The 26,138-nt window shown below is 60.1% G+C and carries 25 protein-coding genes; 14 read left to right on the top strand and 11 right to left on the bottom strand.

The window, feature by feature from the left end; all coding sequences use genetic code 11:
• The first annotated feature begins 1 nt into the window (after position 1).
• From ACTJK9_RS10860 to ACTJK9_RS10850, 3 genes are all read left to right on the top strand, one after another.
• Positions 2-1,102, top strand: coding sequence for a DUF1513 domain-containing protein (locus tag ACTJK9_RS10860; RefSeq protein WP_440813767.1), 1,101 nt, complete (start codon positions 2-4; stop codon positions 1,100-1,102).
• Between the two features lie 147 nt (positions 1,103-1,249).
• A complete protein-coding gene (locus ACTJK9_RS10855; protein WP_103387002.1) occupies positions 1,250-2,398 on the top strand; it encodes an efflux RND transporter periplasmic adaptor subunit in 1,149 nt (382 codons plus the stop codon).
• Positions 2,399-2,411: 13 nt separating this feature from the next.
• Positions 2,412-5,441 carry a multidrug efflux RND transporter permease subunit gene (locus ACTJK9_RS10850; RefSeq protein WP_440813763.1) on the top strand — a complete coding sequence of 1,010 codons (3,030 nt, stop codon included), beginning with the start codon at positions 2,412-2,414 and terminating at the stop codon, positions 5,439-5,441.
• 72 nt (positions 5,442-5,513) lie between these two features.
• Here the strand turns inward: ACTJK9_RS10850 and ACTJK9_RS10845 are convergent, their stop codons facing one another.
• From ACTJK9_RS10845 to colR, 5 genes are all read right to left on the bottom strand, one after another.
• Positions 5,514-5,741, bottom strand: coding sequence for a hypothetical protein (locus ACTJK9_RS10845; RefSeq protein WP_011335717.1), 228 nt, complete (start codon positions 5,739-5,741; stop codon positions 5,514-5,516).
• 2 nt (positions 5,742-5,743) lie between these two features.
• Entirely contained in the window at positions 5,744-6,457 is a 714-nt protein-coding gene (locus ACTJK9_RS10840) for a lipopolysaccharide kinase InaA family protein (RefSeq protein ID WP_064599119.1), read from the bottom strand.
• A gap of 4 nt (positions 6,458-6,461) precedes the next feature.
• The gene (locus ACTJK9_RS10835; protein WP_221398019.1) at positions 6,462-7,130 is read right to left on the bottom strand and encodes a class I SAM-dependent methyltransferase; all 669 of its coding nucleotides are present in this window, start codon (positions 7,128-7,130) and stop codon (positions 6,462-6,464) included.
• Positions 7,131-7,292: 162 nt separating this feature from the next.
• The gene (locus tag ACTJK9_RS10830) at positions 7,293-8,567 is read right to left on the bottom strand and encodes a sensor histidine kinase (RefSeq protein ID WP_064599121.1); all 1,275 of its coding nucleotides are present in this window, start codon (positions 8,565-8,567) and stop codon (positions 7,293-7,295) included.
• Positions 8,557-9,240: a two-component system response regulator ColR gene (colR, locus tag ACTJK9_RS10825; protein ID WP_085610857.1), complete on the bottom strand. Its 684-nt coding sequence runs from the start codon at positions 9,238-9,240 to the stop codon at positions 8,557-8,559. Before colR ends, ACTJK9_RS10830 begins: the two co-directional genes overlap by 11 nt.
• A gap of 203 nt (positions 9,241-9,443) precedes the next feature.
• Between colR and ACTJK9_RS10820 the strand changes: the two genes are divergently transcribed.
• Entirely contained in the window at positions 9,444-11,393 is a 1,950-nt protein-coding gene (locus ACTJK9_RS10820) for an LTA synthase family protein (protein WP_440813757.1), read from the top strand.
• A gap of 51 nt (positions 11,394-11,444) precedes the next feature.
• Entirely contained in the window at positions 11,445-12,188 is a 744-nt protein-coding gene (locus tag ACTJK9_RS10815; protein ID WP_440813754.1) for a phosphatase PAP2 family protein, read from the top strand.
• Between the two features lie 75 nt (positions 12,189-12,263).
• Here ACTJK9_RS10815 and groL read toward each other — a convergent pair whose 3' ends face one another.
• The 4 genes from groL to ACTJK9_RS10795 form a co-directional block, all read right to left on the bottom strand.
• Positions 12,264-13,910, bottom strand: a complete 1,647-nt coding sequence (groL, locus tag ACTJK9_RS10810) for a chaperonin GroEL (protein ID WP_039765873.1) — start codon at positions 13,908-13,910, stop codon at positions 12,264-12,266.
• A 49-nt stretch (positions 13,911-13,959) separates the two neighbouring features.
• Entirely contained in the window at positions 13,960-14,253 is a 294-nt protein-coding gene (locus tag ACTJK9_RS10805) for a co-chaperone GroES (protein WP_003227685.1), read from the bottom strand.
• A 257-nt stretch (positions 14,254-14,510) separates the two neighbouring features.
• Positions 14,511-14,987, bottom strand: a complete 477-nt coding sequence (locus ACTJK9_RS10800) for an FxsA family protein (RefSeq protein ID WP_085610860.1) — start codon at positions 14,985-14,987, stop codon at positions 14,511-14,513.
• 65 nt (positions 14,988-15,052) lie between these two features.
• Positions 15,053-15,784, bottom strand: a complete 732-nt coding sequence (locus ACTJK9_RS10795; RefSeq protein WP_440813749.1) for a HugZ family protein — start codon at positions 15,782-15,784, stop codon at positions 15,053-15,055.
• Between the two features lie 160 nt (positions 15,785-15,944).
• Here ACTJK9_RS10795 and ACTJK9_RS10790 point away from each other — a divergent pair, with 160 nt between their 5' ends.
• Positions 15,945-16,703: an SDR family oxidoreductase gene (locus tag ACTJK9_RS10790; protein WP_011335726.1), complete on the top strand. Its 759-nt coding sequence runs from the start codon at positions 15,945-15,947 to the stop codon at positions 16,701-16,703.
• A 68-nt stretch (positions 16,704-16,771) separates the two neighbouring features.
• Here ACTJK9_RS10790 and apbC read toward each other — a convergent pair whose 3' ends face one another.
• Complete coding sequence (gene apbC, locus ACTJK9_RS10785; RefSeq protein WP_221398021.1) at positions 16,772-17,866, bottom strand: iron-sulfur cluster carrier protein ApbC; 1,095 nt, start codon at positions 17,864-17,866, stop codon at positions 16,772-16,774.
• Positions 17,867-18,021: 155 nt separating this feature from the next.
• Between apbC and metG the strand changes: the two genes are divergently transcribed.
• From metG to ACTJK9_RS10745, 8 genes are all read left to right on the top strand, one after another.
• Positions 18,022-20,073, top strand: coding sequence for a methionine--tRNA ligase (metG, locus tag ACTJK9_RS10780; RefSeq protein WP_440813745.1), 2,052 nt, complete (start codon positions 18,022-18,024; stop codon positions 20,071-20,073).
• Positions 20,074-20,204: 131 nt separating this feature from the next.
• Positions 20,205-20,774: an electron transport complex protein RnfA gene (locus tag ACTJK9_RS10775; protein ID WP_103387009.1), complete on the top strand. Its 570-nt coding sequence runs from the start codon at positions 20,205-20,207 to the stop codon at positions 20,772-20,774.
• Positions 20,771-21,985, top strand: a complete 1,215-nt coding sequence (gene rsxB / locus ACTJK9_RS10770) for an electron transport complex subunit RsxB (protein WP_440813743.1) — start codon at positions 20,771-20,773, stop codon at positions 21,983-21,985. The genes ACTJK9_RS10775 and rsxB overlap by 4 nt, the downstream gene beginning before the upstream one ends.
• On the top strand, positions 21,972-22,955 hold the full coding sequence (locus tag ACTJK9_RS10765; RefSeq protein WP_440813741.1) for an RnfABCDGE type electron transport complex subunit D: 984 nt from the start codon (positions 21,972-21,974) through the stop codon (positions 22,953-22,955). The genes rsxB and ACTJK9_RS10765 overlap by 14 nt, the downstream gene beginning before the upstream one ends.
• Positions 22,952-23,557, top strand: coding sequence for an RnfABCDGE type electron transport complex subunit G (locus tag ACTJK9_RS10760; protein ID WP_440813738.1), 606 nt, complete (start codon positions 22,952-22,954; stop codon positions 23,555-23,557). The genes ACTJK9_RS10765 and ACTJK9_RS10760 overlap by 4 nt, the downstream gene beginning before the upstream one ends.
• Positions 23,554-24,135, top strand: a complete 582-nt coding sequence (locus ACTJK9_RS10755) for an Rnf-Nqr domain containing protein (RefSeq protein WP_221398026.1) — start codon at positions 23,554-23,556, stop codon at positions 24,133-24,135. Before ACTJK9_RS10760 ends, ACTJK9_RS10755 begins: the two co-directional genes overlap by 4 nt.
• Positions 24,132-24,770: an endonuclease III gene (gene nth / locus ACTJK9_RS10750; RefSeq protein WP_039765852.1), complete on the top strand. Its 639-nt coding sequence runs from the start codon at positions 24,132-24,134 to the stop codon at positions 24,768-24,770. The genes ACTJK9_RS10755 and nth overlap by 4 nt, the downstream gene beginning before the upstream one ends.
• 107 nt (positions 24,771-24,877) lie before the next feature.
• On the top strand, positions 24,878-25,057 hold the full coding sequence (locus ACTJK9_RS10745; RefSeq protein WP_039765850.1) for a PA3496 family putative envelope integrity protein: 180 nt from the start codon (positions 24,878-24,880) through the stop codon (positions 25,055-25,057).
• 88 nt (positions 25,058-25,145) lie between these two features.
• On the opposite strand, the gene ACTJK9_RS10740 is transcribed toward ACTJK9_RS10745, so the two are convergent.
• Positions 25,146-25,772, bottom strand: coding sequence for a response regulator transcription factor (locus ACTJK9_RS10740; protein ID WP_007953203.1), 627 nt, complete (start codon positions 25,770-25,772; stop codon positions 25,146-25,148).
• Between the last annotated feature and the right edge of the window lie 366 nt (positions 25,773-26,138).

The raw sequence follows: 26,138 nt of genomic DNA, 5'->3' as shown, positions 1-26,138 counted from the left end.
CATGCTGCGACGCCAGGCTCTGACTTTAGGTAGTTTGCTGCTGGGAGCAGTGACGCTGGGCGGCTGGACGCTGTTCAAACGCAAGCACCAAAGCCCGCTGCTGTTGTCGGCGCGGGACGACACCGACGGCAAGCATTACGCCGTCGGTTATCGACTGGACGGCACCCAAGTGTTCGCCACCGAAGTCGGCCAGCGTTGCCACGACATCATCAATCACCCGACGCTGTCGATCGCGCTGTTCGTCGCCCGCCGGCCGGGCACCGAGAGCTACCTGATCGACCTGCGCAACGGTGCATTGCTGCAAACCGTGACCTCGCAGCCGAACCGGCATTTCTACGGCCACGCGGTGATCCACCACAGCGGTGACTACCTGTACGCCACCGAAAACGACACCACCGATCCGGGCCGTGGCCTGCTCGGGGTGTACAGATTCGAAGGCGAACGACTGGTGCACAGCGGCGAGCTTTCCACCCACGGTCTCGGCCCGCATCAGGTGTCGTGGATGCCCGACGGTGAAACCCTGGTGGTGGCCAACGGCGGGATCCGCACCGAGGCCGAAAGCCGGGTCGACATGAACCTCGACGCCATGGAGCCGAGCCTGGTGCTGATGCAACGGGACGGCACCCTGCTGAGCAAGGAAACCCTCGCCCAGCAGATGAACAGCGTGCGCCACCTGGGGATTGCCAGCGATGGCACCATCGTTGCCGGCCAGCAATTCATGGGGCCTTCCCACGAGCGTTCGGAGCTGCTGGCGATCAAACGTCCCGGCCAGCCATTCGTGGCGTTCCCGGTGCCGGAGCATCAGTTGCAGTCGATGGGGCATTACACCGCCAGCGTCGCCGTGCACAGCGACCTGCGGCTGGTGGCACTGACCGCACCGCGTGGCAACCGTTTCTTCATCTGGGACCTGGACAGCGGCGAAGTGCGCCTCGACGCGCCATTACCCGACTGCGCCGGTGTCGGTGCGGTGAAGGACGGGTTTGTCGTGACCTCCGGTCAGGGACGTTGCCGCTACTACGATTGCCGCCAGGATGATCTGCTCGCCAAACCGCTGGATTTGCCCGCAGGGCTCTGGGACAACCATCTTCATCTGATGGCCTGAAATTCGCCGCCGACCGCTCGGTCGGCGGCCCCGCTTTTCTCCACCTTCCTCCCTTACACCCGGAAAAAACTGGCAGTTGGAATCCCTGCCGGACTCGGGGTAATGTGCCCGCCTGTCTCGCCTGATTTTCTCCAAGGAACTGGAAATATGCTGCGTCGCCGCATGCTGATCATGTTGGGTGTTGTACTGCTGATCGTTCTGCTTCTCGCCGGTTACAAGGCCTTCTCGATCTATACGATGATCCAGGGCTTTTCCAAACCGAAGCCGCCGATCAGCGTCGCCGTGGCCACGGCCGTCGAGCGCCCGTGGCAGATGCGCCTGCCCACCGTCGGCACGCTGAAGGCCTTGCAAGGTGTCGACCTGAGTCTGGAGAACGCCGGCACCGTCACCGAGCTGAAGTTCGAATCGGGGCAGAAGGTCAAGGCCGGCCAACCCTTGCTGCAACTGGACAGCGCCGTCGAAGCCGCCTTCCTCGAAACCGCCAAGGCCGATCTCGGCCTCGCGCAGCTGGATTACGGTCGCGGCAGCCAGCTCGTCGGCAGCAGCGCCATCTCCAAAGGCGAATTCGACCGGCTCTCGGCGCAGTTGCAAAAGAACAAGGCCACGGTCAATCAGCTCAATGCGGCGCTGGCCAAAAAACGCATCGTCGCGCCCTTCAGCGGCACCATCGGCATCCGCCTCGTCGACATCGGCGACTACCTCGCCAGCGGCACCAAGATCGCCACCCTGCAGGATCTGAGCAGTCTCTACGCCGACTTCTACGTGCCCGAACAGTCGGTGCCGAAACTGGCTATCGGTCAACCGGTACAGATCACGGTCGCGGCGTATCCCGGCCAGCATTTCACCGGCGCCATCAGCGCCATCAACCCGATCGTCGAAAGCACCACCCGTAACATCCTCGTGCGCGCCACCCTGGCCAACCCCGATGGCAAGTTGCTGCCGGGCATGTTCACCAGCATCGAGGTGCTGCTGCCGGATCCGCAGAAACACATCGTGGTCCCGGAAAGCGCGATCACCTACACCCTCTACGGCAACTCGACGTACGTGGTCACCCAGAAGAAAGCCGAAGACGGCACCGTCGAGAAAGACGACAAGGGCCAACCGGTACTGATCGCCGAGCGTCGGTTTGTCGAGACCGGCGAACGCCGTGATGGTCAGGTGATGATCAACAAGGGCGTGCAGAGCGGCGAACAGGTGGTGACGGCCGGCCAGATCAAACTGGACAACGGCGCCCACATTGCCATCAGCGACGACAAGACCCTCGGCGAGCAGAACAGTCCGCCCCGCGCCGACTGATCAAGGAAACCCCATGGCTTTTACTGATCCGTTCATCCGCCGCCCGGTGCTCGCCACCGTGGTCAGCCTGCTGATTGTGCTGCTGGGCTTCCAGGCCTGGAGCAAACTGCCGCTGCGCCAGTACCCACAAATGGAAAACGCCCTGATCACGGTGACCACCGCGTACCCCGGGGCCAACGCCGAAACCATCCAGGGCTACATCACCCAGCCGATGCAACAGAGCCTGGCCAGCGCCGAAGGCATCGACTACATGACCTCGGTCAGTCGCCAGAACTTCTCGGTGATTTCGATCTATGCGCGCATCGGCTCCAACAGCGACCGTTTGTTCACCGAATTGCTGGCCAAGGCCAACGAGGTGAAGAACAAACTGCCCCAGGACGCCGAAGATCCGGTGCTGAGCAAGGAAGCCGCCGACGCCTCGGCACTGATGTACATCAGCTTCTTCAGCAAGGAGCTGAACAACCCGCAGATCACCGACTACCTGTCGCGGGTGATCCAGCCGAAACTGGCGACCCTGCCGGGCATGGCCGAAGCGGAGATTCTCGGCAACCAGGTGTTCGCCATGCGCCTGTGGATTGACCCGGTGAAACTCGCCGGCTTCGGCCTCAGTGCCAGCGACGTGACCAATGCGGTGCGCCAGTACAACTTCCTCTCCGCCGCCGGCGAAGTGAAAGGCGAATACGTGGTCACCAGCATCAACGCCAACACCGAACTGAAGTCCGCCGAAGCCTTCGGCAAGATTCCGCTCAAGGTCAGCGGCGACAGCCGGGTGCTGCTCAGCGATGTGGCGCGGGTCGAGATGGGCGCGGAGAACTACAACTCGATCAGTTCATTCGGCGGTACGCCCTCGGTATACATCGGGATCAAGGCCACGCCCGGGGCCAACCCGCTGGAAGTGATCAAGGAAGTACGCAAGATCATGCCGGAGCTGGAAGCCCAGCTGCCGCCCAATCTCAAGAGCGAAATCGCCTACGACGCCACGCTGTTCATCCAGGCGTCCATCGACGAAGTGGTGAAAACCCTGTTCGAGGCGGTGCTGATCGTGATCGTGGTGGTGTTCCTGTTCCTCGGTGCCCTGCGTTCGGTAGTGATTCCGGTGGTGACCATTCCGCTATCGATGATCGGCGTGATGTTCTTCATGCAGATGATGGGCTACTCGATCAACCTGCTGACCCTGCTGGCAATGGTGCTGGCCATCGGGCTGGTGGTCGACGACGCGATTGTGGTGGTGGAAAACATTCACCGGCACATCGAGGAAGGCAAGACACCACTGGAGGCCGCACTCGAAGGCGCCCGGGAAATCGCCATGCCGGTGGTGTCGATGACCATCACCCTCGCGGCGGTCTACGCACCGATCGGCTTCCTGACCGGGCTGACCGGGGCGCTGTTCAAGGAGTTTGCGTTGACCCTGGCCGGGGCGGTAGTAATCTCCGGCGTCGTCGCGCTGACCCTGTCGCCGATGATGTGCGCCATGCTGCTGCGCCACGATGAAAACCCCACTGGCCTGGCCCACCGCCTCGACCGGATTTTCGACAGCCTCAAGCGGCGCTATCAAGCCATGCTGCACGGCACGCTCAATACCCGGCCGGTGGTACTGGTGTTTGCGGTGATCGTGCTGTGCCTGATTCCGGTGCTGCTCAAGTTCACCAAGTCGGAACTGGCGCCGGACGAGGATCAGGGCATCATCTTCATGATGGCCAACGCCCCGCAGCCAACCAACCTCGATTACCTGAACACCTACACCGACGAGTTCATCAAGATCTTCAAGGAGTTCCCGGAGTACTACTCATCGTTCCAGATCAACGGTTATAACGGCGTGCAGAGCGGCATCGGCGGCTTCCTGCTCAAGCCCTGGAACGAGCGCAGCCGCACGCAAATGGAAATCCTCCCCGAGGTACAGGGCAAACTCGAGGGCATTCCGGGCCTGCAGATCTTCGGTTTCAACCTGCCATCCCTGCCCGGCACCGGTGAGGGCCTGCCGTTCGAGTTTGTGATCAACACCGCCAACGACTACGAGCTGTTGCTGCAAGTGGCCGACCGGATCAAGAAGCGCGCCATGGAGTCGGGCAAGTTCGCCTTCGTCGACCTTGATCTGGCTTTCGACAAACCCGAAGTGGTGGTCGACATCGACCGCGCGAAGGCTGCGCAGATGGGTGTGTCGATGCAGGATCTGGGCGGTACGCTGGCGACTTTGCTGGGCGAGGCGGAAATCAACCGGTTCACCATCGAAGGCCGCAGCTACAAGGTCATCGCCCAGGTCGAACGGGCCTACCGCGATAACCCGGACTGGCTGAACAATTACTACGTGAAAAACACCCAGGGCGAACTGCTGCCGCTGTCGACCCTGATCACCGTCACTGACCGCGCGCGACCGCGGCAACTCAACCAGTTCCAGCAACTCAACGCGGCCAAGCTGTCCGGGTTCCCGCTGGTGAGCATGGGGGAAGCCATCGACAGCGTGTTGCAGATCGCCCGGGAAGAAGCCCCGGCCGGTTTTGCTTTCGATTACGGCGGCGCATCGCGGCAGTTCGTCCAGGAAGGCAGCGCGCTGTGGGTGACCTTCGCGTTAGCGCTGGCGATCATTTTCCTGGTGCTGGCGGCGCAGTTCGAAAGCTTCCGCGATCCATTGGTGATTCTGGTGACCGTGCCGCTGTCGATCTGCGGGGCGCTGATTCCGCTGTTCCTCGGCTGGTCGAGCATGAACATCTACACCCAGGTCGGACTGGTGACGCTGATCGGGCTGATCAGCAAGCACGGGATCCTGATCGTCGAGTTCGCCAACCAGCTGCGCAAGGAGAAGGGCCTGACACCCCGCGAGGCGGTGGAGGAAGCAGCGGCTATTCGTCTGCGCCCGGTGTTGATGACCACGGCGGCGATGGTGTTCGGCATGGTGCCGCTGATCGTGGCCACCGGCGCCGGTGCGGTCAGCCGCTTCGACATAGGGACGGTGATTGCAACCGGGATGTCGATCGGGACGCTGTTTACGCTGTTTGTCCTGCCGTGTGTTTACACCGTGCTGGCGAAACCCGATCCCAAGGCATGACGCAGTAAAACAAGCCATGACGCAATAAAAAAGGCCTCGCATTGGCGAGGCCTTTGGCTCTAATCGAACGATTCAACTCTGCGGCCTCATCCCTTGAGAAAGTCCGAACATGAACAGCAATAGATCATGATCCGGTTGTGTGGCCACGGCGGCTTTCGCCACCCGTGGCATCGGGCAATGCGGATCACTGGCCGATGCGCCAATGACCTGCATGCGTGGCTGTTCCCAGGCCGCCACCGCCAATGATGCAACTGCCAAGGCTCCTACCAGAAACAAACCTCGTGCAATTTCTAGTTTCATCGCTATAAACCTTTGATAGCGCTGCCAAACGCCGTCTCATAAAAGTAGACGAGTTTTTTCCAGTCCGTAGCGCTGAACGACGAGTGGCGGCGCAGTTGCTTCATGTCATGGGCGGCCGCGCGATGAGCGGTCAGACGCTGACGGCATTTTTCCAGATCGATCAGAGCGACTTCGACCTTGGCCGATTCACCTGCGCCCGTCACCCGCACGAACACGTGCTTGATGTAGATGCAGCTGTGCTGCCAACGGCCCTTGTGCATGCGCGCCAGGTTTTCGGCGAGGTCCTTGAGCACGCGTTCATAGACGGCTTCGCCATATTGCTCACGACCGCCGGCGGCCTTCCATTGCTCAAACTCCTGAAAGCCATCGAGGGATTTGGTCACCAACAGCGCGCGCCAATTGAATTTCGGATCGGGCTGCGCACCACAGAACACGATTTCAGGAACACGAACCCCGAGACGGGAAACCCCGGTCAGCGCATCCAGTTCACGCAACACGGTAGGCCGCCCGAACGGGTGCCGCCAGCTGCGATAGATATGTCCGGTCTGGCGCTTGGCATACAGCAGTTGACCATCGCGCCCCACCACCCGCTGCACACCACTTTCGCCACCACGACGCACATTGGGTTCTTCCACCCACTCACCGCGCTGGTTCCAGTAGTAGTCGAAGCGATCCTCGGGAGCGACTTCCGCTTCTGCTGCAAATTGCACTGCCATCCTCTTACCTCTTGCGTAATACGTAGACTCGCCACATGGCATAGAGCGGAATAAAGTCCAGTTGTTCCTGGATCCGGAATCCTGCTTCTTCGAATTCCTTTTCAACCGTTGCGGCCGGTAACACAAATCGATTCTGGTAACCTTCCTGCCCACGCTTGCGCTCGGCGCGCTTGCGTTTCCAGGACTTGAAATTGCCGTCCACCCACAGCGAAATGATTACGCTGTCCCGGGTGACACGCTCGAACTCGCGTAGAATCGCCCGGCGGTGCTCGGCTTCGCCGATGTGATGCAGCAGTCGCATGCAAAAAATGCTGTCGACGGCGTTATCAGGCAAGGCAATGTCGAACGCAGATGTGTGCAAGGGTTGTACCCGTTTCACCACATCCGCCGGTTGTGCCTGCATGGCGGTCTTGATCATCGACTCGGAGTTGTCCGCTCCGATGATCACCCGATTGGGTTTTTCCGCCAGCAGTGGCCAGAAACGTCCAGCACCGCATGGCAGGTCCAGCACCAGGCCCGGCTCGCCAACAAGGGTCAACGCCTTGCGGGCCAACTGCTGATCTCGCCAATTGGACAAACGACGCCCCAGACCGTCCTGATGTTTACGCAGGTACTTCTGCGCATGGTTGTCGTCGTATTTTTCGGAAAAATCGAGCTTGATCGGGCCGGCCATCACCAGGACTCCTGAAATTACTGATGACGTCACCTTAAGCAGCGGCGTGTCAGCGTCAGGTCATCCCTTTGTGAAAAAAACGTCATGTAAACCGGCAAACTATTTCAAGGTTATACAGGATTTAGACAGGTTGGAGGCACTCTCGTGTCAGATGCACAGCTTTCAGCGCTTGCCCAGATCCACCTCGAAACGGCAGCCATTAGGCTCCATCGTGCTCAAAGTGACACTCCAGCCCTGGTTCTCGCAGATGCGTTGAACCAGTGACAGACCCAATCCCAGCCCTTCTCCGCGTTTTTCGTTGCCGCGCACAAAAGGCTGGAACATCGCCTCGCGCTTTTCCTCGGGAATGCCGACGCCCGAATCCTCGACCACAAAACCGTTGGCATTGAGGGTCAAGCGAATGAACCCCTGCTCGGTGTAGTGCAAGGCGTTGCGCAGCAAGTTGCCCATCACGGCATTGAGCAGTGTCGCGTTGTAACGGGTGTCGGGCGGATTGCCCGGTTCGAAAATCAGCTGCAAGCCCTTGGATTCGATGGGCTCTCGCCACAGGCACAGCAAACTGTCAGCCACTTGCGAGAGGCTTTGCTGGGGCGCTGCGCCGGCGTCTTCACGTTGGGCCCGTGCCAGCATCAGGAAGGTCTGCACCAGTTCGCGCATTTCCTCACTGGCCCGCGCGATGCGCTGAACCTGAGCCTTGCCGCGCTGATCGATACCCGGGTTTTCCAGCAGCAGTTCACAGGAGCTGGCCAACACCATCAGAGGTGTACGCAACTCATGGCTGACGTCGCTGGTAAACAAGCGTTCCCGCGTCAGTGCCTGACGCAATCGCCCAAGTGTCGCGTCGAACGCCACCGCAAGCTCGCCCACCTCGTCCGCCGCGTAGTCGGGCGCCAGCGGAGGCGCCAGTCCGAGCAACTGATCGCGATGACGTACCTGGCGGGCCAGCCGCACCACCGGGGCCATCACCTTGCGGGCCAGCACCCAGCCGAGGAACACCGCCAGTGCCAGACTGAGTACGAAGCCCACCAGCACTACGGCGAACAATACGCGCTCGCGCTCTTCAAAATCGCTTTGATCCTGCAGCAGCACATAACGCCGACCATCAACGATCTCGACCATTGCGTGATACGACAGCTGCTCGCGAAAGACTTCATGGAAACCTGAATCCAGGTGTCGCAGGTCCTTGGGCAGCTCGAAATCCCCCGGCCCGCCACTGAAATAAAACAACTGATCCGGTTCTGGTCGATGGCTCCAGTCCGAGACGTTGTCCATCAACAGCAGGCGTTGCAGGTCGCCGCCCAGCCCGGCGGAAATCAGTTTTTCCTCGACCAGGTGCACGGTCGCGACGATGCCCATGGCAAACGCCCCGGCTACCAGCGCGCTCATCAGCGCAAAGGCGATGATGATCCGCTGGGCAAGGCTTTGCTTAAACTCCATCGCGGCCCTCGGCCAAGCGGTAACCCACGCCATGCACGGTGTGCAGCAATGGCTTGGAGAATGGTTTGTCGATCACCTGGCGCAATTGGTGAACATGGCTGCGCAGGCTGTCGCTGTCCGGGCAGTCATCGCCCCACAGCGCTTCTTCGAGAATTTCCCGACGCAGGACATGCGGGCTCTTTTGCATCAGCACCGCCAGCAGTTTGAGGCCGACCGGGTTGAGCTTGAGCAATTTGCCTTCGCGGGTCACTTCGAGGGTATCGAGGTCATAGCTCAGATCACCGACCTGCAGGGCACGACGGCCGCCGCCCTGGGTGCGGCGCATCACGGCTTCGACCCGGGCCGCCAGTTCCGACAGCGCAAACGGCTTGACCAGATAATCGTCGGCTCCGGACTTGAAGCCCTGCAAACGGTCATCGAGTTGATCCCGGGCGGTGAGCATGATCACCGGCGTATCACGACGGGCGTCTTCGCGCAGGCGCTTGCACAGGGTGTAGCCGTCGATCCCCGGCAGCATGATGTCGAGCACGATCAGGTCGTAATGCTCGGTGGCGGCCAGATGCAGCCCCGACAGACCGTCCTGGGCGCAATCGACGGTGTAGCCTTTGAGCCCCAGGTAATCGGCCAGATTGGCCAGGATATCGCGGTTGTCTTCGACCAATAGAATTCGCATGGGCACCTCCTCCGTACACGGTAGCGGCCGTCTTGGCCCGCGCAGCTTACGGCCATCGCCGACTCACGGCTAGGGCGGCAAGCAGCACAAATCCAGTCTTTCAACCAAATTCATTCGTTAACAAGTTTTTCACTATCGGTTCACAACCTGACTACAGTGACAACGCGAGACTCTCGCGCCATTAGATATAAGGAATGTAGACAATGGACTTCTTCAAGACAGCGCCTGTGCGCTTTCTGCTGCTGGTCACCGGCGCCTGGCTGGTGGTGTTTCTCCTGACCCGAACCGTGCTGTTGCTGACTCATCTGGATGAGGCCGGCGGCGTCGCGCTTTCCATGTTCGGCATCGGCTTGCTGTATGACCTGGGCTTTCTCACCTATGCCGCGCTGCCGATGGGCCTGTATTTACTGCTGTGTCCGCCGGCCTTGTGGCGCCGGCGCGGTCATCGCTGGTTCCTTCAGGGACTGTTGACCGTCAGTCTGTTCGCCATGCTGTTCACCTCCGTGGCCGAATGGCTGTTCTGGGACGAGTTCGGTGTGCGCTTCAACTTCATCGCCGTCGACTATCTGGTGTACTCCGATGAAGTCTTGAATAACGTGCTGGAGTCCTACCCGATCGGCACGTTGCTGAGCATTCTTGCGCTGCTCGCCGTCGCATTGAGTTTCGCGTTGCGCAAACCTTTCAACGCGGCGCTGGACGCCCCGTTGCCGCCACTGCGCGGTCGCCTGCTCAATGCCCTCAGTCTGTTGGTGGTGGCGGGACTGAGCCTGCAACTGCTCAGTCAGGACGCGCCGCGCGCTCAGGGCGGCAACGCCTATCAGAATGAACTGGCGAGCAATGGCCCGTATCAGTTCTTCGCCGCGTTCCGTAACAATGAACTGGACTATGGCCAGTTCTACAGCAGTCTGTCGCCGGAAAAAGTCGCCGGCCAGATTCGCGCTGAATTGAGCGAACCCAACGCGCGCTTCATCGGCCAGGATCCACAGGACATCCGCCGGGTGATCGACAACCCGGGCACTGTGCGAAAACCGAACATCGTGCTGGTCACCATCGAAAGCCTGAGTGCCAAGTACCTGGGCAGCAACGGCGATGAGCGCAACCTGACACCGAATCTGGATGCCTTGCGCAAGCAGAGCCTGTACTTCAACAATTTCTACGCCACCGGCACCCGCACTGATCGGGGCCTGGAAGCCATCACGCTGGCCATTCCGCCGACGCCCGGCCGTTCGATCGTCAAGCGCATCGGCCGCGAAAGCGGCTTCGCCAGCCTCGGCCAGCAGCTCAGCGCCGTCGGCTACGACAGCGTGTTCGTCTACGGCGGACGCGGTTATTTCGACAACATGAACGCGTTCTTCAGCGGCAACGGCTACCGCGTCGTCGATCAGAGCAGCGTCGATGAATCGGAAATTCACTTCAAGAATGCCTGGGGCATGGCCGACGAGGATCTGTACAAGCAGACCCTGAAGCTGGCCGATGCCGATTACGCCAGGCAGCAGCCTTTCCTGTTGCAACTGATGACCACCTCCAACCACCGCCCTTACACCTATCCGGACAATCGGATCGACATCAAGTCCGGCAACGGTCGCGATGGCGCGGTGAAATACACCGACTACGCCATCGGCCAGTTCCTGGAGCAGGCGCGACAGAAACCGTGGTTCGACAATACGATCTTCATCTTTGTAGCCGATCACACCGCCGGCAGCGCGGGCAAGGAAGACTTGCCGATCAGCAACTACCAGATCCCGCTGTTCATCTATGCACCGAAGCTGATCGAACCACGGGAAAACGCGCAACTGGCCAGCCAGATCGATCTAGCGCCAACCCTGCTGGGGTTGCTGAACCTGGATTACCAATCGACGTTCTTCGGTCGCAACCTGCTGCAGGACAACCCGCTGCCACCGCGAGTCGTGGTCGGCAACTATCAACATCTGGGACTGTTCGATGGGAAGGATCTGGCGATTCTCAGCCCGCGCCAGGGCCTGCGCCGGCATGACGATGCGCTGACCGAAAGTCGCGAGTCCAGGGCCGGCAGCGACGACCCGCTGATCAGCCGCGCCATCACCTATTACCAAACGGCCAGTTATGGCTTCAAGCAACAGCTGCTTGGCTGGAAAGCGCCCAGGGAGGGCGCCGAGCAAGTCAGCGAACGTTAATCGAAGCGCCCCGGGCTGATGCCCCGGGGCGTTTCCCGCTCTGGATATGTCATGTCATCAAGCGTTGTACGCCCTGCCCCTCGCCCACTGAATTTCTGGTTGTGCCTGGGGATTCCCGCCGTGGCGGCCGTCATTCTGGTGTTGCTGGAGCTGACCGATCTGGACATGGATCTGGCCCGGCTTTTCTATGACCCGGCTGCCGGCGACTTCATCGGCCGCCACAGTTACTTCCTGGAAAACATCCTCCACGACCGCGCCAAACAAGTGGTGATCGCCTTTTCGGTGTTTGCCATCCTCGGGTTCATCGGTGCGTTTTTCATCGAGCGGCTCAAACCGTTCAAGCGTGAGCTGGGCTGCCTGGTGCTGTCGCTGGGTTTGGCCACCTCGTTTGTCACGCCGGTGAAAGCGGTGACGGCAGTGCAATGCCCCTGGAGCCTCGAACAGTTCGGCGGCCACGAAACCTACAGCAAACTGCTGGAGCATCGCCCGCCTACCGACAAGCCCGGTCGTTGCTGGCCGGGTGGTCATGCGGCTACAGGTTTTACCTTGTTTGCGCTGTTCTTCGTGCTGCGTGATCGTCGCCCGCGGCTGGCCCGTCAGGCGTTCATCTTTGCCTTTGCGCTGGGGTCGGTGTTCTCGATCAGCCGGATGATGCAGGGCGCGCACTTCTTTTCTCATAACGTTTGGACGGCGATCTTCTGCTGGCTGATCTGTCTGGGCTCGTATTACTGGATTCTGTATCGCCCGGCAGCCAAGACCCCGGCCATGACTCGGGTACAACCGGCCAACGCCTGACCCCTGAAACGCGGGCAATAAAAAACCCCGTCTGCTCTCGCAGACGGGGTTTTTCGTTACCGGGGTAAGGCTGGCTTACATCATGCCGCCCATGCCACCCATGCCGCCCATGTCTGGCATACCGCCGCCAGCTGCACCTTCTTTCTTCGGTGCGTCAGCAACGGCAGCTTCGGTGGTCAGGATCAGACCGCCGATGGAGGCTGCAGCTTGCAGAGCCGAACGGGTCACCTTGGTTGGGTCCAGGATGCCCATTTCGATCATGTCGCCGTACTCGCCGGAAGCAGCGTTGTAACCGAAGTTACCTTTGCCGTTCTTCACTTCGTTGACGACTACGCTTGGCTCGTCACCGGAGTTGGCAGCGATCTGACGCAGCGGCGCTTCAACAGCGCGACGCAGCACAGCGATACCGACGTTCTGGTCAGCGTTGTCGCCGGTCAGTTCGGTCAGGGCTTCCAGAGCGCGGATCAGCGCAACGCCACCGCCAGGTACCACGCCTTCTTCAACGGCTGCACGGGTTGCGTGCAGGGCGTCTTCAACGCGGGCTTTCTTCTCTTTCATTTCAACTTCGGAACCAGCGCCAACCTTGATCACTGCAACGCCGCCGGACAGCTTGGCCAGACGCTCTTGCAGTTTTTCACGGTCGTAGTCCGAGGAGGTCTCGGCAACCTGGGCACGGATCTGAGCGATGCGGGCTTCGATGTCGCCTTGAACGCCAGCACCGTCGACGATGATGGTGTTTTCCTTGGACAGGGTGACGCGCTTGGCGTTGCCCAGGTGTTCCAGGGTGGTGCTTTCCAGGCTCAGGCCGATCTCTTCGGAGATCACGGTACCGCCGGTCAGAACGGCGATGTCCTGCAGCATGGCCTTGCGACGGTCGCCAAAGCCTGGAGCCTTGACGGCTGCGACTTTAACGATGCCACGCATGTTGTTCACAACCAGAGTCGCCAAGGCTTCGCCTTCAACGTCTTCGGCCACGATCAGCAGTGGACGGCCGGCTTTGGCAACGGCTTCCAGCACTGGCAGCATTTCGCGGATGTTCGAGATCTTCTTGTCGACCAGCAGGATCAGCGGGCCGTCGAGCTCGGCGACCATGGTGTCCGGCTTGTTGACGAAGTACGGGGACAGGTAGCCACGGTCGAACTGCATGCCTTCTACAACCGACAGTTCGTTTTCCAGGCCCGAGCCTTCCTCAACGGTGATCACGCCTTCTTTACCGACTTTTTCCATGGCTTCGGCAATGATGTCGCCGATGGAGTTGTCGGAGTTGGCGGAGATGGTGCCGACCTGAGCGATGGCCTTGGTGTCAGCGCATGGCTTGGACAGGGCTTTCAGTTCTTTGACGATCGCGATGGTCGCTTTGTCGATACCGCGCTTCAGGTCCATCGGGTTCATGCCGGCAGCGACGGCTTTCAGGCCTTCGTTAACGATCGACTGAGCCAGAACGGTAGCGGTAGTAGTACCGTCACCGGCGTCATCGTTGGCACGGGAGGCAACGTCTTTGACCAGCTGCGCGCCCATGTTTTCGAAGCGATCTTCGAGTTCGATTTCCTTGGCGACGGAAACGCCGTCCTTGGTGATGGTCGGAGCGCCGAAGCTCTTCTCGAGGATCACGTTACGGCCTTTCGGGCCCAGGGTCGCTTTTACCGCGTCAGCCAGAACGTTGACGCCTTTGAGCATCTTGGAGCGAGCGGCATCGCCGAACTTAACTTCTTTAGCAGCCATGATCGATATTCCTTAAATACTTTGTAGTAGCGGGAAAATGAGCGGGGAATCAGCCTTCCAGTACAGCGAGAATCTCGTTCTCAGCCATTACCAGCAGGTCTTCGCCGTCGACTTTCACAGTGTTGCTGCCGGAGTAAGGACCGAACACAACCTTGTCGCCGACTTTAACGGCCAGCGCACGCACTTCACCGTTTTCCAGAGTCTTGCCTGGACCTGCAGCGACGATCACACCGTGGTTGGCCTTTTCAGCAGCCGAACCTGGCAGGACGATACCGCCAGCGGTTTTCTTTTCTTCTTCGCTGCGACGGATGACGACGCGGTCATGCAGAGGACGAAGCTTCATTGTCGATCTCTCCTAATTGTGGTTTTCATCGGCCGGTGTAGTCCCGGCGGGTTTAACGAATCCGGCCTGCGCCGGTTGCGGCTCGTCGAGCGAGCCGCGAAAGTCTGTCCGACTCATATGCCGGAACCTTGCGGTGACCGATACATAAGGGCGCATAAGCTTATTACAAGGGCTGGAGACAAAAAATTTTCATGCGGCTGCATGAATTCGTGCCATAAACGAACACGGCACCCGAAGGTGCCGTGTCGATGCAGAACTTACTTGCTGTCGCGGTGTTCGAACTCGCCTTCGATCACGTCGCCTTCACGGCCAAGAGGCTGGCGCGGCGCGGGACCGCCGCGAGGTTGCAGGTCATCGGCGAACGCTCGCTGGCGCATGGCCTGTTCTTCGGCGCGCTGGCGCATCTTGTTGGCGACCAGCCGACGGCTGAACGGCAACAGCAGCACCAGACCGACCACGTCGCTGATGAAGCCCGGCAGGATCAACAGACCACCGGCCAGGGCCAGCATCAGGCCTTCGAGCATGGTCTGCGCAGGCAGTTCGCCGCGGTTCAGGCTTTCACGGGCACGCAGTGCAGTGGCCAACCCGGCGATGCGCAGCACGAACACGCCGAACATCGAGCCGAGAATGATCAGCAGCAGGGCCGGGAAAAACCCGATAGCCCCTGCCACTTTGACGAATACGAACAGCTCCAACACCGGGAACAGCAGAAAGAGCAACAAAAAAGGGCGCATCAAAGTTTCCTCAACGCAAGAAATGCCTTGCAGTAAGCCTTAGATGACGTCGCCCTTTCGTGAATTCAAGCGTCGGCCAGCGCATTTTTTGGCCAGACCTCGGCGTGAGCCAGAGAAACCAAGGCCTCGCGCACTTGTATCGGCGTATGACAGGGGGTTTGAAACGGCAGCCAGTACAACGCCTGTCCGATGCGCAGGTGCATGCCTTCAGTGTCGATCCCGGCCAGTTGCGCCGGTACGGTTTTCGGCAGACCGGCGAGGTCCACGTAATGCGCGATGGCCTTGGCGTGGTCGCTGTTCATGTGCTCGACCATGCTGATCTCGGCCTTGCCGGCGAACGGGTTGGCCAGTGTCAGTTGGTCGACCCAATGGATCGCGCCGAAGCCGCCTATATAGCGGTGGCGTACCGGCTTGAGCACCCAGAAGTCGAAATCGTGGGCCTTGTGGTAATTCTGCGAGTCGGGAAAGTAGCGGTAGTAACGCTCGGCGGCGGCTTCGATGGCGGCAGCGTCTTCGAGTTTTTCCGCCTCGGCCAGATAGGTCAGGCGACCAACGGCTTGCACATCGTCGGCCTCGCGCTCACCCACCAGCAGCGAACATTTCGGATCTTTCTGCAGGTTGTGAGTGTGCTGGGCGATGCGGCTGATCAGGATCAGCGGCCGGCCCTGGTCGTCCAGGCAGTAGGGAACCACGGAGCCGAACGGAAAACCGGGCATCGATCTGGAGTGGGTCGACAGCACGCCACGGTATTCCTTGAGAAGCAATTCTCGGGCATTCTTGGCCACTTCAACGCTCAATTTATGACTCCTTAAATAGAATCCGTCGAAAAAACGGACAGGCGCATGGGTTTTGTCCCACTCGCCATCGGGCAGTTCTCATGTGCAACAGGCTGCTGGCCGGTGCAGATCGAGAGGCTACCTGTAAGGACCACTCTGACCTGCTCTCGGGGGCATGCGAATGCAACTCAACGACAAAGTAATCATTATCACTGGCGGTTGCCAAGGCTTGGGCCGCTCGATGGCCGAGTATTTCGCGGGCAAGGGCGCGAAGCTGGCGCTGGTCGACCTGAACCAGGAAAAACTCGACGACGCCGTCGCGGCCTGCAAGGCCAAGGGTGTCGAGGCCCGCAGCTATCTGTGCAACGTCGCCAACGAAGAGCAGGTGACGCACATGGTTGCCCAGGTCGCCGAAGACTTCGGCGCGATCCACGGCCTGATCAACAACGCCGGGATCCTGCGCGACGGTCTGCTGCTCAAGGTCAAGGACGGCGAGATGACCAAGATGAGCCTGGCCCAGTGGCAGGCGGTGATCGACGTCAACCTGACCGGCGTGTTCCTCTGCACCCGTGAAGTGGCGGCGAAAATGGTCGAGCTGAAGAACAGCGGCGCGATCATCAACATCTCGTCGATCTCCCGCGCGGGCAACGTCGGCCAGACCAACTACTCCGCCGCCAAGGCCGGCGTGGCGGCAGCGACCGTGACCTGGGCGAAGGAACTGGCGCGCTACGGCATTCGTGTAGCGGGCATTGCCCCGGGCTTCATCGAAACCGAGATGACCCTGGGCATGAAACCCGAAGCGCTGGAGAAAATGACCTCGGGCATTCCGCTCAAGCGCATGGGCAAACCGGAAGAGATCGCCCATTCGGCGGCGTACATCTTCGAGAACGACTACTACACCGGCCGGATTCTGGAGATGGACGGCGGGTTGCGCATCTGACCTCTGTCGCGCAATGAAAAACGCCCCGGTGCACAGGCACCGGGGCGTTTTTGTTTAAACCACAGCCATCAATCGTCGCTGATGGTGATGTTCGGCATTGCCGGCGACGCCGCTTCCTGCAGCACGATCCGCGCGCCGACGTGGCGGGCCAGCTCCTGATAGACCATGGCGATCTGGCTGTCCGGCTCGGCAATCACCGTCGGCTTGCCGCCATCGGCCTGTTCGCGGATCAGCATCGACAGCGGCAACGAGGCCAGCAGCTCGACGCCGAACTGGGTCGCCAGCTTCTCGCCACCACCCTCACCGAACAGATGCTCGGCATGCCCGCAGTTCGAGCAGATGTGCACGGCCATGTTTTCCACCACGCCCAGCACCGGAATGTTGACCTTGCGGAACATCTCCACGCCTTTACGCGCATCAAGCAGCGCCAGATCCTGCGGCGTGGTGACGATCACGGCGCCGGCCACCGGCACTTTCTGCGCCAGAGTCAGCTGGATGTCGCCGGTGCCTGGCGGCATGTCGATCACCAGATAATCCAGGTCGCCCCAGGCGGTTTGCGTGACCAGTTGCAGCAGCGCGCCGGACACCATCGGCCCGCGCCAGACCATCGGCGTGTTGTCGTCGGTCAGGAACGCCATCGACATCACTTCCACGCCATGGGCCTGCAGCGGCACGAACCATTTCTGATCCTTGACCTGCGGGCGGGTGCCCTCGGGAATGCCGAACATGATGCCCTGGCTCGGGCCGTAGATATCGGCGTCGAGAATCCCGACCTTCGCGCCCTCACGGGCCAGCGCCAGTGCCAGGTTGGCGGCGGTGGTGGATTTGCCCACCCCGCCCTTGCCCGACGCAACGGCGACCACGTTCTTGACATTGGCCAGCCCGGGAATCTGCGCCTGGGCCTTGTGCGCGGCGATCACGCTGTTGACCTCGACCTTCGCAGTCACCACGCCGTCGAGGTTTTCGATGGCCAGTTGCAGCAATTGCGCCCAGCCGCTCTTGAACAGACCGGCGGCATAGCCGATTTCCAGCTGCACGCTGACGCGATCGCCGGTGATTTCGATGTTGCGCACGCAACCGGCGCTGACCGGATCCTGGTTCAGGTAAGGGTCGGTGTATTGGCTGAGGACGGCTTCCACCGCTGCGCGAGTGACGGCACTCATGGGCAACTCCGATAACAAGACTGGGAAAAGATGGCGGGTATCCTACCCCTTCTGTCCTCCGGACGGCATGTCCGGCAACGATTTGCAGAGGTGAAATATCTTTCCCGGCGCTTTATAGTGGCCGACCTCCGTTTCATCAAGTAGCGAAGCCCCACATGTCCGAACCACGCAAGATTCTCGTCACCAGCGCCCTGCCCTACGCCAACGGTTCGATCCACCTTGGCCATATGCTGGAATACATCCAGACCGATATGTGGGTGCGCTTCCAGAAGCATCGCGGCAATCAGTGCATTTATGTCTGCGCCGACGACGCCCACGGTTCGGCGATCATGCTGCGCGCGGAAAAGGAAGGCATCACCCCGGAACAACTGATCGCCAATGTCCAGGCTGAACACAGCGCCGACTTTGCCGAGTTCCTGGTGGACTTCGACAACTTCCACTCCACTCACGCCGAAGAGAACCGTGAGCTGTCGAGCCAAATTTATCTGAAGCTGCGTGACGCCGGGCACATCGCCCAACGTTCGATCACCCAGTATTTCGACCCGGAAAAGAAAATGTTCCTGGCCGACCGCTTCATCAAGGGCACCTGCCCGAAGTGCGGCACTGAGGACCAGTACGGCGACAACTGCGAAAAGTGCGGCGCGACCTACGCGCCGACCGACCTGAAGGATCCGAAGTCGGCCATCTCCGGCGCCACTCCGGTGCTCAAGGATTCCCAGCACTTCTTCTTCAAGCTGCCGGACTTCCAGGAAATGCTCCAGGCCTGGACCCGCAGCGGCACCCTGCAGGACGCCGTGGCCAACAAGATCGCCGAATGGCTGGACGCCGGCCTGCAACAGTGGGACATCTCCCGCGATGCGCCGTACTTCGGCTTCGAGATCCCGGGCGAGCCGGGCAAGTATTTCTACGTGTGGCTGGACGCGCCGATCGGCTACATGGCCAGCTTCAAGAACCTCTGCAACCGCACGCCGGAGCTGGACTTCGACGCGTTCTGGGGCAAGGACTCCACCGCCGAGCTGTACCACTTCATCGGCAAGGACATCGTCAACTTCCACGCCCTGTTCTGGCCGGCGATGCTCGAAGGTGCGGGTTTGCGCAAACCGACCGGGATCAACGTACACGGCTACCTGACCGTCAACGGCCAGAAGATGTCCAAGTCCCGCGGCACCTTCATCAAGGCCCGTACCTACCTGGATCACCTGTCGCCGGAATACCTGCGCTATTACTACGCGGCCAAACTCGGCCGTGGCGTGGATGACCTCGACCTGAACCTCGAAGACTTCGTGCAGAAGGTCAACTCCGACCTGGTTGGCAAAGTGGTCAACATCGCCAGCCGTTGCGCCGGTTTCATCCAGAAGGGTAACGCCGGTCTGCTGGTGGACACCAACGCCGCACCGGAACTGACCGAAGCCTTCCTGGCCGCTGCGCCGAGCATCGCCGACGCCTATGAAGCCCGCGACTTCGCCCGTGCCATGCGCGAAATCATGGCCCTGGCCGACCGCGCCAACGCGTGGATCGCCGACAAGGCCCCGTGGTCGCTGAACAAGCAGGAAGGCAAGCAGGATGAAGTCCAGGCAGTCTGCGCCACGGCGATCAACCTGTTCCGTCAGCTGGTGATCTTCCTCAAACCGGTGCTGCCAGTGCTGGCCGCCGATGCCGAGGCGTTCCTCAACGTCGCGCCGCTGACCTGGAACGACCACACCACCCTGCTGGCCAACCACCAGTTGAACGAATTCAAACCGTTGATGACCCGCATCGACCCGGTAAAAGTGCAAGCCATGACCGACGCCTCGAAAGAAGACCTGACCGCCAGCCAGACCGACACCGGCGCCGCCGCACCTGCCGGCAATGGCGAACTGGCCAAGGATCCGCTGTCGCCGGAAATCGACTTCGACACCTTCGCCGCCGTCGACCTGCGCGTCGCGCTGATCGTCAAGGCTGAACACGTTGAAGGTGCGGACAAGCTGCTGCGTCTGACCCTCGACATCGGTGACGAGCAACGCAACGTGTTCTCCGGGATCAAGAGCGCTTACCCGGATCCGTCGAAGCTCGACGGCCGCCTGACCATGATGATCGCCAACCTCAAGCCACGGAAAATGAAGTTCGGCATCTCCGAAGGCATGGTGATGGCAGCCGGCCCTGGTGGTGAAGAAATCTACCTGCTGAGCCCGGACAGCGGCGCCAAGCCGGGTCAGCGCATCAAGTAAGATTCTGCCCTGACAGATCCCACAGGCGTGCTCCGTGCGCCTGTGGGATTTTTCATATCTGGCCCGCCCTCCACGGCTGCCGGATAATGCCTAACCTTAAGTGACACAGGCCCGTTCCTGCCGGCAGAACCATGACCGAACTCGTGCTTACGCTCTTCAGTGCTGCGCTGATCAACAACTTCGTGTTGCACTGGCCGCTGGGTGTCGATCCGCTGCTGGGCAGTGAGCGTCGACAAGTGCATGCGCTGGGGCTGGCGACGTTGTGTCTGATGCTGCTTGTCGGTGTGGCGGGTTACGTGCTCTGGCATTGGCTGCTGGTGCCGTTGCAACTGGAATTCCTGCGCCTGTTTGTGTTTATGCCGTTGAGCATCTTGCTGATCACGCCGTTGCTGAAGCTGTTGGCGTATTGGCTCCCCGCTCTGCCATTCGATGGTTTGTGGCCGCTGCTGCTGGGCAATGCCGGTGTGCTGGGACTGACGCTGATCAACGCGCAAGCGGACACGGGTCTGTTGCATGCCACAGCGCTGAGCCTTGGCGCCGGCTTGGGTTTCTGGCTGGTGTTGAGCCTGTTCAACGATTTGCGCGAACGCACAGCCGACAACGATATTCCCCTGCCCTTTCGTGGCCTGCCGATCCTGTTGATCGGCGCCGGACTGATGGCCGTGGCTTTTCTCGGATTCAGTGGACTGATCAAAACATGAGTCTGATTCAACGCATCGATGCCCTGCTGCCGCAGACCCAATGCGGCAAGTGCGGCCATCCCGGATGCAAACCCTACGCTGAAGGCATCGCCAACGGCGAGCCGATCAACAAGTGCCCGCCGGGTGGCGACGAAACCATCGCGGCGCTGGCCGAACTGTTGAAAATCCCGGTGCTGGAGCTGGACACCAGTCGCGGTTCGGCGCCGCCGCAAGTGGCCTACATCCGCGAGGCCGAATGCATCGGCTGCACCAAGTGCATCCAGGCCTGCCCGATCGACGCCATCGTCGGCGCGGCGAAGCTGATGCACACCGTCATCATCGACGAATGCACCGGTTGCGATCTGTGCGTGGCGCCCTGCCCGGTCGACTGCATCGAAATGCACCCGTTGCCGCTCGGCACGCTGCCGGTGGTGGGTGGTCTGGCCACCAGCCTTGAAGAACAACAGGCTCGTGCGGCCAAACGGGATCACGCCCGCCAGCGTTTCGAACGACGCAATGCTCGCCTGCAACGTGAAGAACAGCAGAAGCAGGCCGAACGCGAAGCCCGGGCGCAGCGCGCGGCCCAGGTCGAAGTCGCCGCCACCACGCTCGATCCGGTGCAGGCAGCGCTGGAACGGGTGCGCGCACAAAAAGCCGCGACCGCCGATGCTGCGCTGAAAAAAGCCAAGATCGACGTGGCCATGAGTCGGGCGCAATTGAACAAGTCGCTCAAGGCCTTCGGTCATCCGCCGACCTTCGATCAGCAATCGCAACTGATCGTCCTGCAACAACAGTTCGAAGCGGCCGAACAGGCACTTGCGAAGCTGGAAAGCAGCGCGGCACCTGCGCCGGTCGTGGCCGCCCCGGCAAAGGACGCCGATCTGAAACGGGCGAAAATCCAGTTGGCGATGCGCCGTGCCGAACTGAAAAAAGCGCAAACCGCAGAGGCCCCGCCAGCCGAGATCGCCTTACTGGAGCAAGCGCTGCGTGACGCTGAACAGGCCCTGCACAGCGCCGAAGCCGCCAGTGATCAACCGGCGCCCGAGCTTGTGCGTGTCGAGAAACGTCCGATCGACGATCAGCTGCGTCAGCTGAAAACCGAACTGGCCTACGCTCGCGCCGACCTGAACAAACTGCAACGGCGCGACGGCACGCCCGCCGACATCCTCGAAAAGGCCCGCGCCCGCCTGCAAGAAGCAGAGCGGCAGGTACAAGCCCATGTCATCCATTGAAACCAGAGACGAGCGCCTGCAACAGGCAATGAAGCTGGTTTTGCTGGCGACATTGCCGGGATGGCTGGCGTTGTTCTGGTTTTACGGCTGGGGCGTGTTGATCAACCTGATCCTGTCCGTCGTCACGGCCTTGGGTGTTGAAGCTGCCGTGACTTATCTGCGCCGGCAACCGCTGCAGTCCACCTTGAGCGATGGCAGCGCGGTGGTCAGCGCCACGCTGCTGGCGATCGCGCTGCCGCCCTATTGCCCGTGGTGGCTGACGGTCACGGCGATCGCCTCGGGCCTGCTGCTGGGCAAACATCTGTACGGTGGCGTGGGCCGAAACCCTTTCAATCCGGCCATGCTCGGCTTTGCCTTGGCCATGGTGATGTTCCCTCAGCCGATGACCCACTGGCCGGCCCACGGCATGGAGCTGACGGCGGCTTTTGGCCAGGTGTTCAATCTGGGCGCGCAACCGGACGCCTGGGTTCAGGCCACCGCGCTGGACAGTCTGCGCATCAATAAAAGCCTGACCATGGATGAACTGTTTGCCGGCGATCCGGCGTTCGGTCGCGTTGGCGGGCACGGCGTCGAATGGGTGAACCTGGCGTTCCTCGGCGGTGGGTTGTTGCTGTTGCAGCGTCGGGTGTTTGGCTGGCACGCGCCGGTCGGCATGCTCGCCAGCCTGTTCGTGATCAGCCTGTTGTGCTGGAACGGTTCGGGATCGGACTCCCACGGCTCGCCACTGTTTCACCTGCTGAGCGGCGCGACGATGCTGGGGGCGTTCTTCATCGTCACTGAACCGGTGTCGGGCGCCAAAAGTCCGCTCGCCCGCCTGCTGTTCGGCGTCGGCGTGGGGTTGCTGACTTATGTGATTCGCACCTGGGGTGGTTACCCCGACGGCGTGGCGTTTGCCGTGCTGCTGATGAACCTGTGCGTGCCGGCGCTTGAGCGTTTCGCCATGGCCCGTCAGGCGCAGGTGGCGCCATGAATCGCACGAGCAGCCTGATCACACTGGCTTTGATTACTGCGTTGGGCATCGGCGTGACGTGGTTGGTGCAACGCAGCAACGCACCGCAGATCGCCGCCGAACAGCGTCTGCTTGAAAGTCGCAAGCTGTTGGACGTGCTTCCGGCCGACAGTTACGACAATCAGCCGCTTGAACAACCTCTGGCGCTGACCGACATCAACCTGAGCCACAGTCAGTTGCTGGGCACTTATCGGGCGAGCAAAAGCGGCCAACCCGTGGCGGTGCTGTTACGCAGCCAGGCCCAAGGTTATGCCGGCAATATCCAGTTGCTGATTGCCATCGACGCCAACGGTCGATTGCTCGGTGTCAAAACCCTCGAGCAAAACGAAACGCCTTCGCTGGGTGGACATATCGGCGACTGGCCAAATAGCTGGCTTCAGACCTTTAGCGGAAAATCGAGCAACCAACCGACGGACGCCGGGTGGGCCTTGAAGAAGGATCAGGGGCAATTCGACCAGATCGCGGGCGCAACCATTACGTCTCGTGCGGCGATCAACGCACTCCACGATGCCCTGCGTTATTTCGATGAACACCGGACCACCCTGCTCGGGAGCGCGCAATGAATACGTCAGCGACTCTGTCCAATTCAATGATGCTGGTGCTGTTGATCGGTGCCACCGACTCCGTGGCGGGTGCGCTGGCGACGCTGTTGATGTTTACGGTTGTCGTGGGCGTTTACAGTTTGTGCATGGCACCGCTGCGCTCGCGCCTGAGCAGCGAGAGCCTGTTGCCGGTCAGCCTGGTGCTGGCCGCAACCCTTGCGGGCTGCGCCGATATTGTTCTGCAACGCGGTGCGCTGCAGTGGCATCAACTGATCAGTCTTTATGCCGGGTTGATTGGCTTGCAGTGCGTCGTGCTGGAGCACGATGGATTTTTTCGCCAGCCTGTACGTGAACGTCTGAAACAGTGCGGGCTGTTTGTCGCGCTGATGATTGCGCTTGCGATGTTGCGTGAGCTGATCGGTCAGGGCAGCATCGGCCATCATTTGTCGGAACACTGGCAAGGTTTGATTCTGTTCGGCGACAGTCTTCATTTCGCGACGCTGGCTCCCGGCGCCTTCATATTGCTTGGACTGTTACTGGCCGCCCGTCAGGCCTGGACTCGCCCTGCCGACCTACCCGAGGAAACGCATCACCCATGAATGCCGCAAAACGTCTGGAGATCTTCCGCCGGTTTCACGAGGACAACCCCGAACCCAAGACCGAGCTGGCCTATTCTTCGCCTTTCGAACTGTTGATCGCAGTGATTCTGTCCGCGCAATCGACGGATGTCGGGGTGAACAAGGCAACGGCCAAGCTGTTCCCGGTGGCGAACACGCCGGCGGCCATTCACGCGCTAGGCGTTGAAGGTCTGTCCGAATACATCAAGACCATCGGCCTCTATAACAGCAAGGCCAAAAACGTGATCGAGACCTGTCGTCTCCTGGTCGAGCTGCACAATGGCGAAGTCCCGCAGACTCGCGAAGAACTGGAGGCCTTGCCGGGCGTTGGCCGCAAAACTGCCAATGTCGTGCTCAACACTGCGTTCCGACAGTTGACCATGGCCGTTGACACCCACATTTTCCGGGTCAGCAACCGCACCGGCATTGCACCGGGAAAAAATGTGGTCGAGGTGGAAAAGAAGCTGATGAAGTTCGTGCCAAAGGAATACCTGCTCGACTCGCACCACTGGCTCATTCTTCACGGACGCTATGTGTGTCTGGCACGCAAGCCCCGCTGTGGCAGCTGTCGGATCGAAGATTTGTGCGAGTACAAGCACAAGACTTCCGACGATTGAGCGGCTATTGGAGTTATTGATTTATCGATTGAAAAAATCTTTTTTACCATCTGCTGGAATATCGATATAAGGGGCGCCAAAGGCAGTCTTAGCCTGGAGTTGACCTTATGACTGACAGCAAAGAACAACTGGATGTAGACGACGATTTCATCGCTGCCGAAGCCGAAGACGCCGAACCGGTGGTTGAAGTTGCCAAGACCAATCTCAGCAAGCGCCGAACCATCGACAACCTGCTTGAGGAGCGCCGACTGCAGAAGCAATTGGCCGATTACGACTTTGATCTCTGATATTTGAAAGCCTCCCGAAACGGAGGCTTTTCTCTTTCTGGCATACGCTGATTCCGATCCGCCCATGATCCGTCAGCCACAGAAACTCTCAGACCAGGCCGTTCCGCTGCGCCAACTCAATCAGATCCACCAGCGACCGCGCATTGAGCTTTAAAAGCAATCGGGTCTTGTAGGTACTCACGGTCTTGTTACTGAGGAACATCCCGTCGGCGATTTCCTTGTTGGTCTTGCCGCGCGCCAGTTGCTGCAACACCATCATTTCACGCCCGGACAGGCGATCCACCATATCGGCCTCGCTGGCGTTTCCCAGGCTGGTCCTCACCGTATGCAACGCCTGATTCGGAAAATAGCTGTATCCGGACAGTACCGCCTTGATTGCACTCAGCAACTCCGTCAGATCCTGTTGCTTGCAAACATAACCCGCCGCCCCCGATTGCATGCAGCGCATGGAAAAGTGCCCAGGCGACTGGGATGTCAGCACGAGCACCTTCAACGGCATCGCACTTGTCGTAAGACGCGCAATGACTTCCAGTCCATCCAGTTTCGGTATGCCGATATCCAGTATTACGATATCCGGCATCTGATCACGGGCAAGTTGTAATGCATCCACTCCATTGTCGGTTTCTGCAATGACTTCGTAGCCATGACGTTCCATCAGCATACGCACCGCAAGACGAATGACGGGGTGATCATCCACGATCAGCACTTTATTCATGGGCAAGTCCAGTTTCGCTGTTCGAATTTTTAGAACCGGCACAATAACGCAGTCATTTCACTCATGGCATGGAGAAGTTCATTCATACCGGCATCAAGAGACAACTCCTACAGCCAATAAAGATTTTTCCTACAGAAAAGGACCACGAGAAAAATGACAGTCTTGAAGAACATAAAACCCGCCACCCAACCGTTCGAAACTCGACAATATCTTGACAAAGCCCCCCAACAAAAAAACCAACCAAAAGAAATAAAAACCAGAAACAACATACCTATATTAATTCAACGACATTTCCGATAAACACCAACTAACCAGCGTCAGACCATCAATCTGACAGCCCGCTATACAAATCATTAGAAACCCCAT

The sequence above is a fragment of the Pseudomonas sp. 22082 genome (genome assembly GCF_052046055.1).
GTDB classification, from domain to species: domain Bacteria; phylum Pseudomonadota; class Gammaproteobacteria; order Pseudomonadales; family Pseudomonadaceae; genus Aquipseudomonas; species Aquipseudomonas pharyngis.
This window is presented reverse-complemented; position numbering and strand designations above follow the sequence as displayed.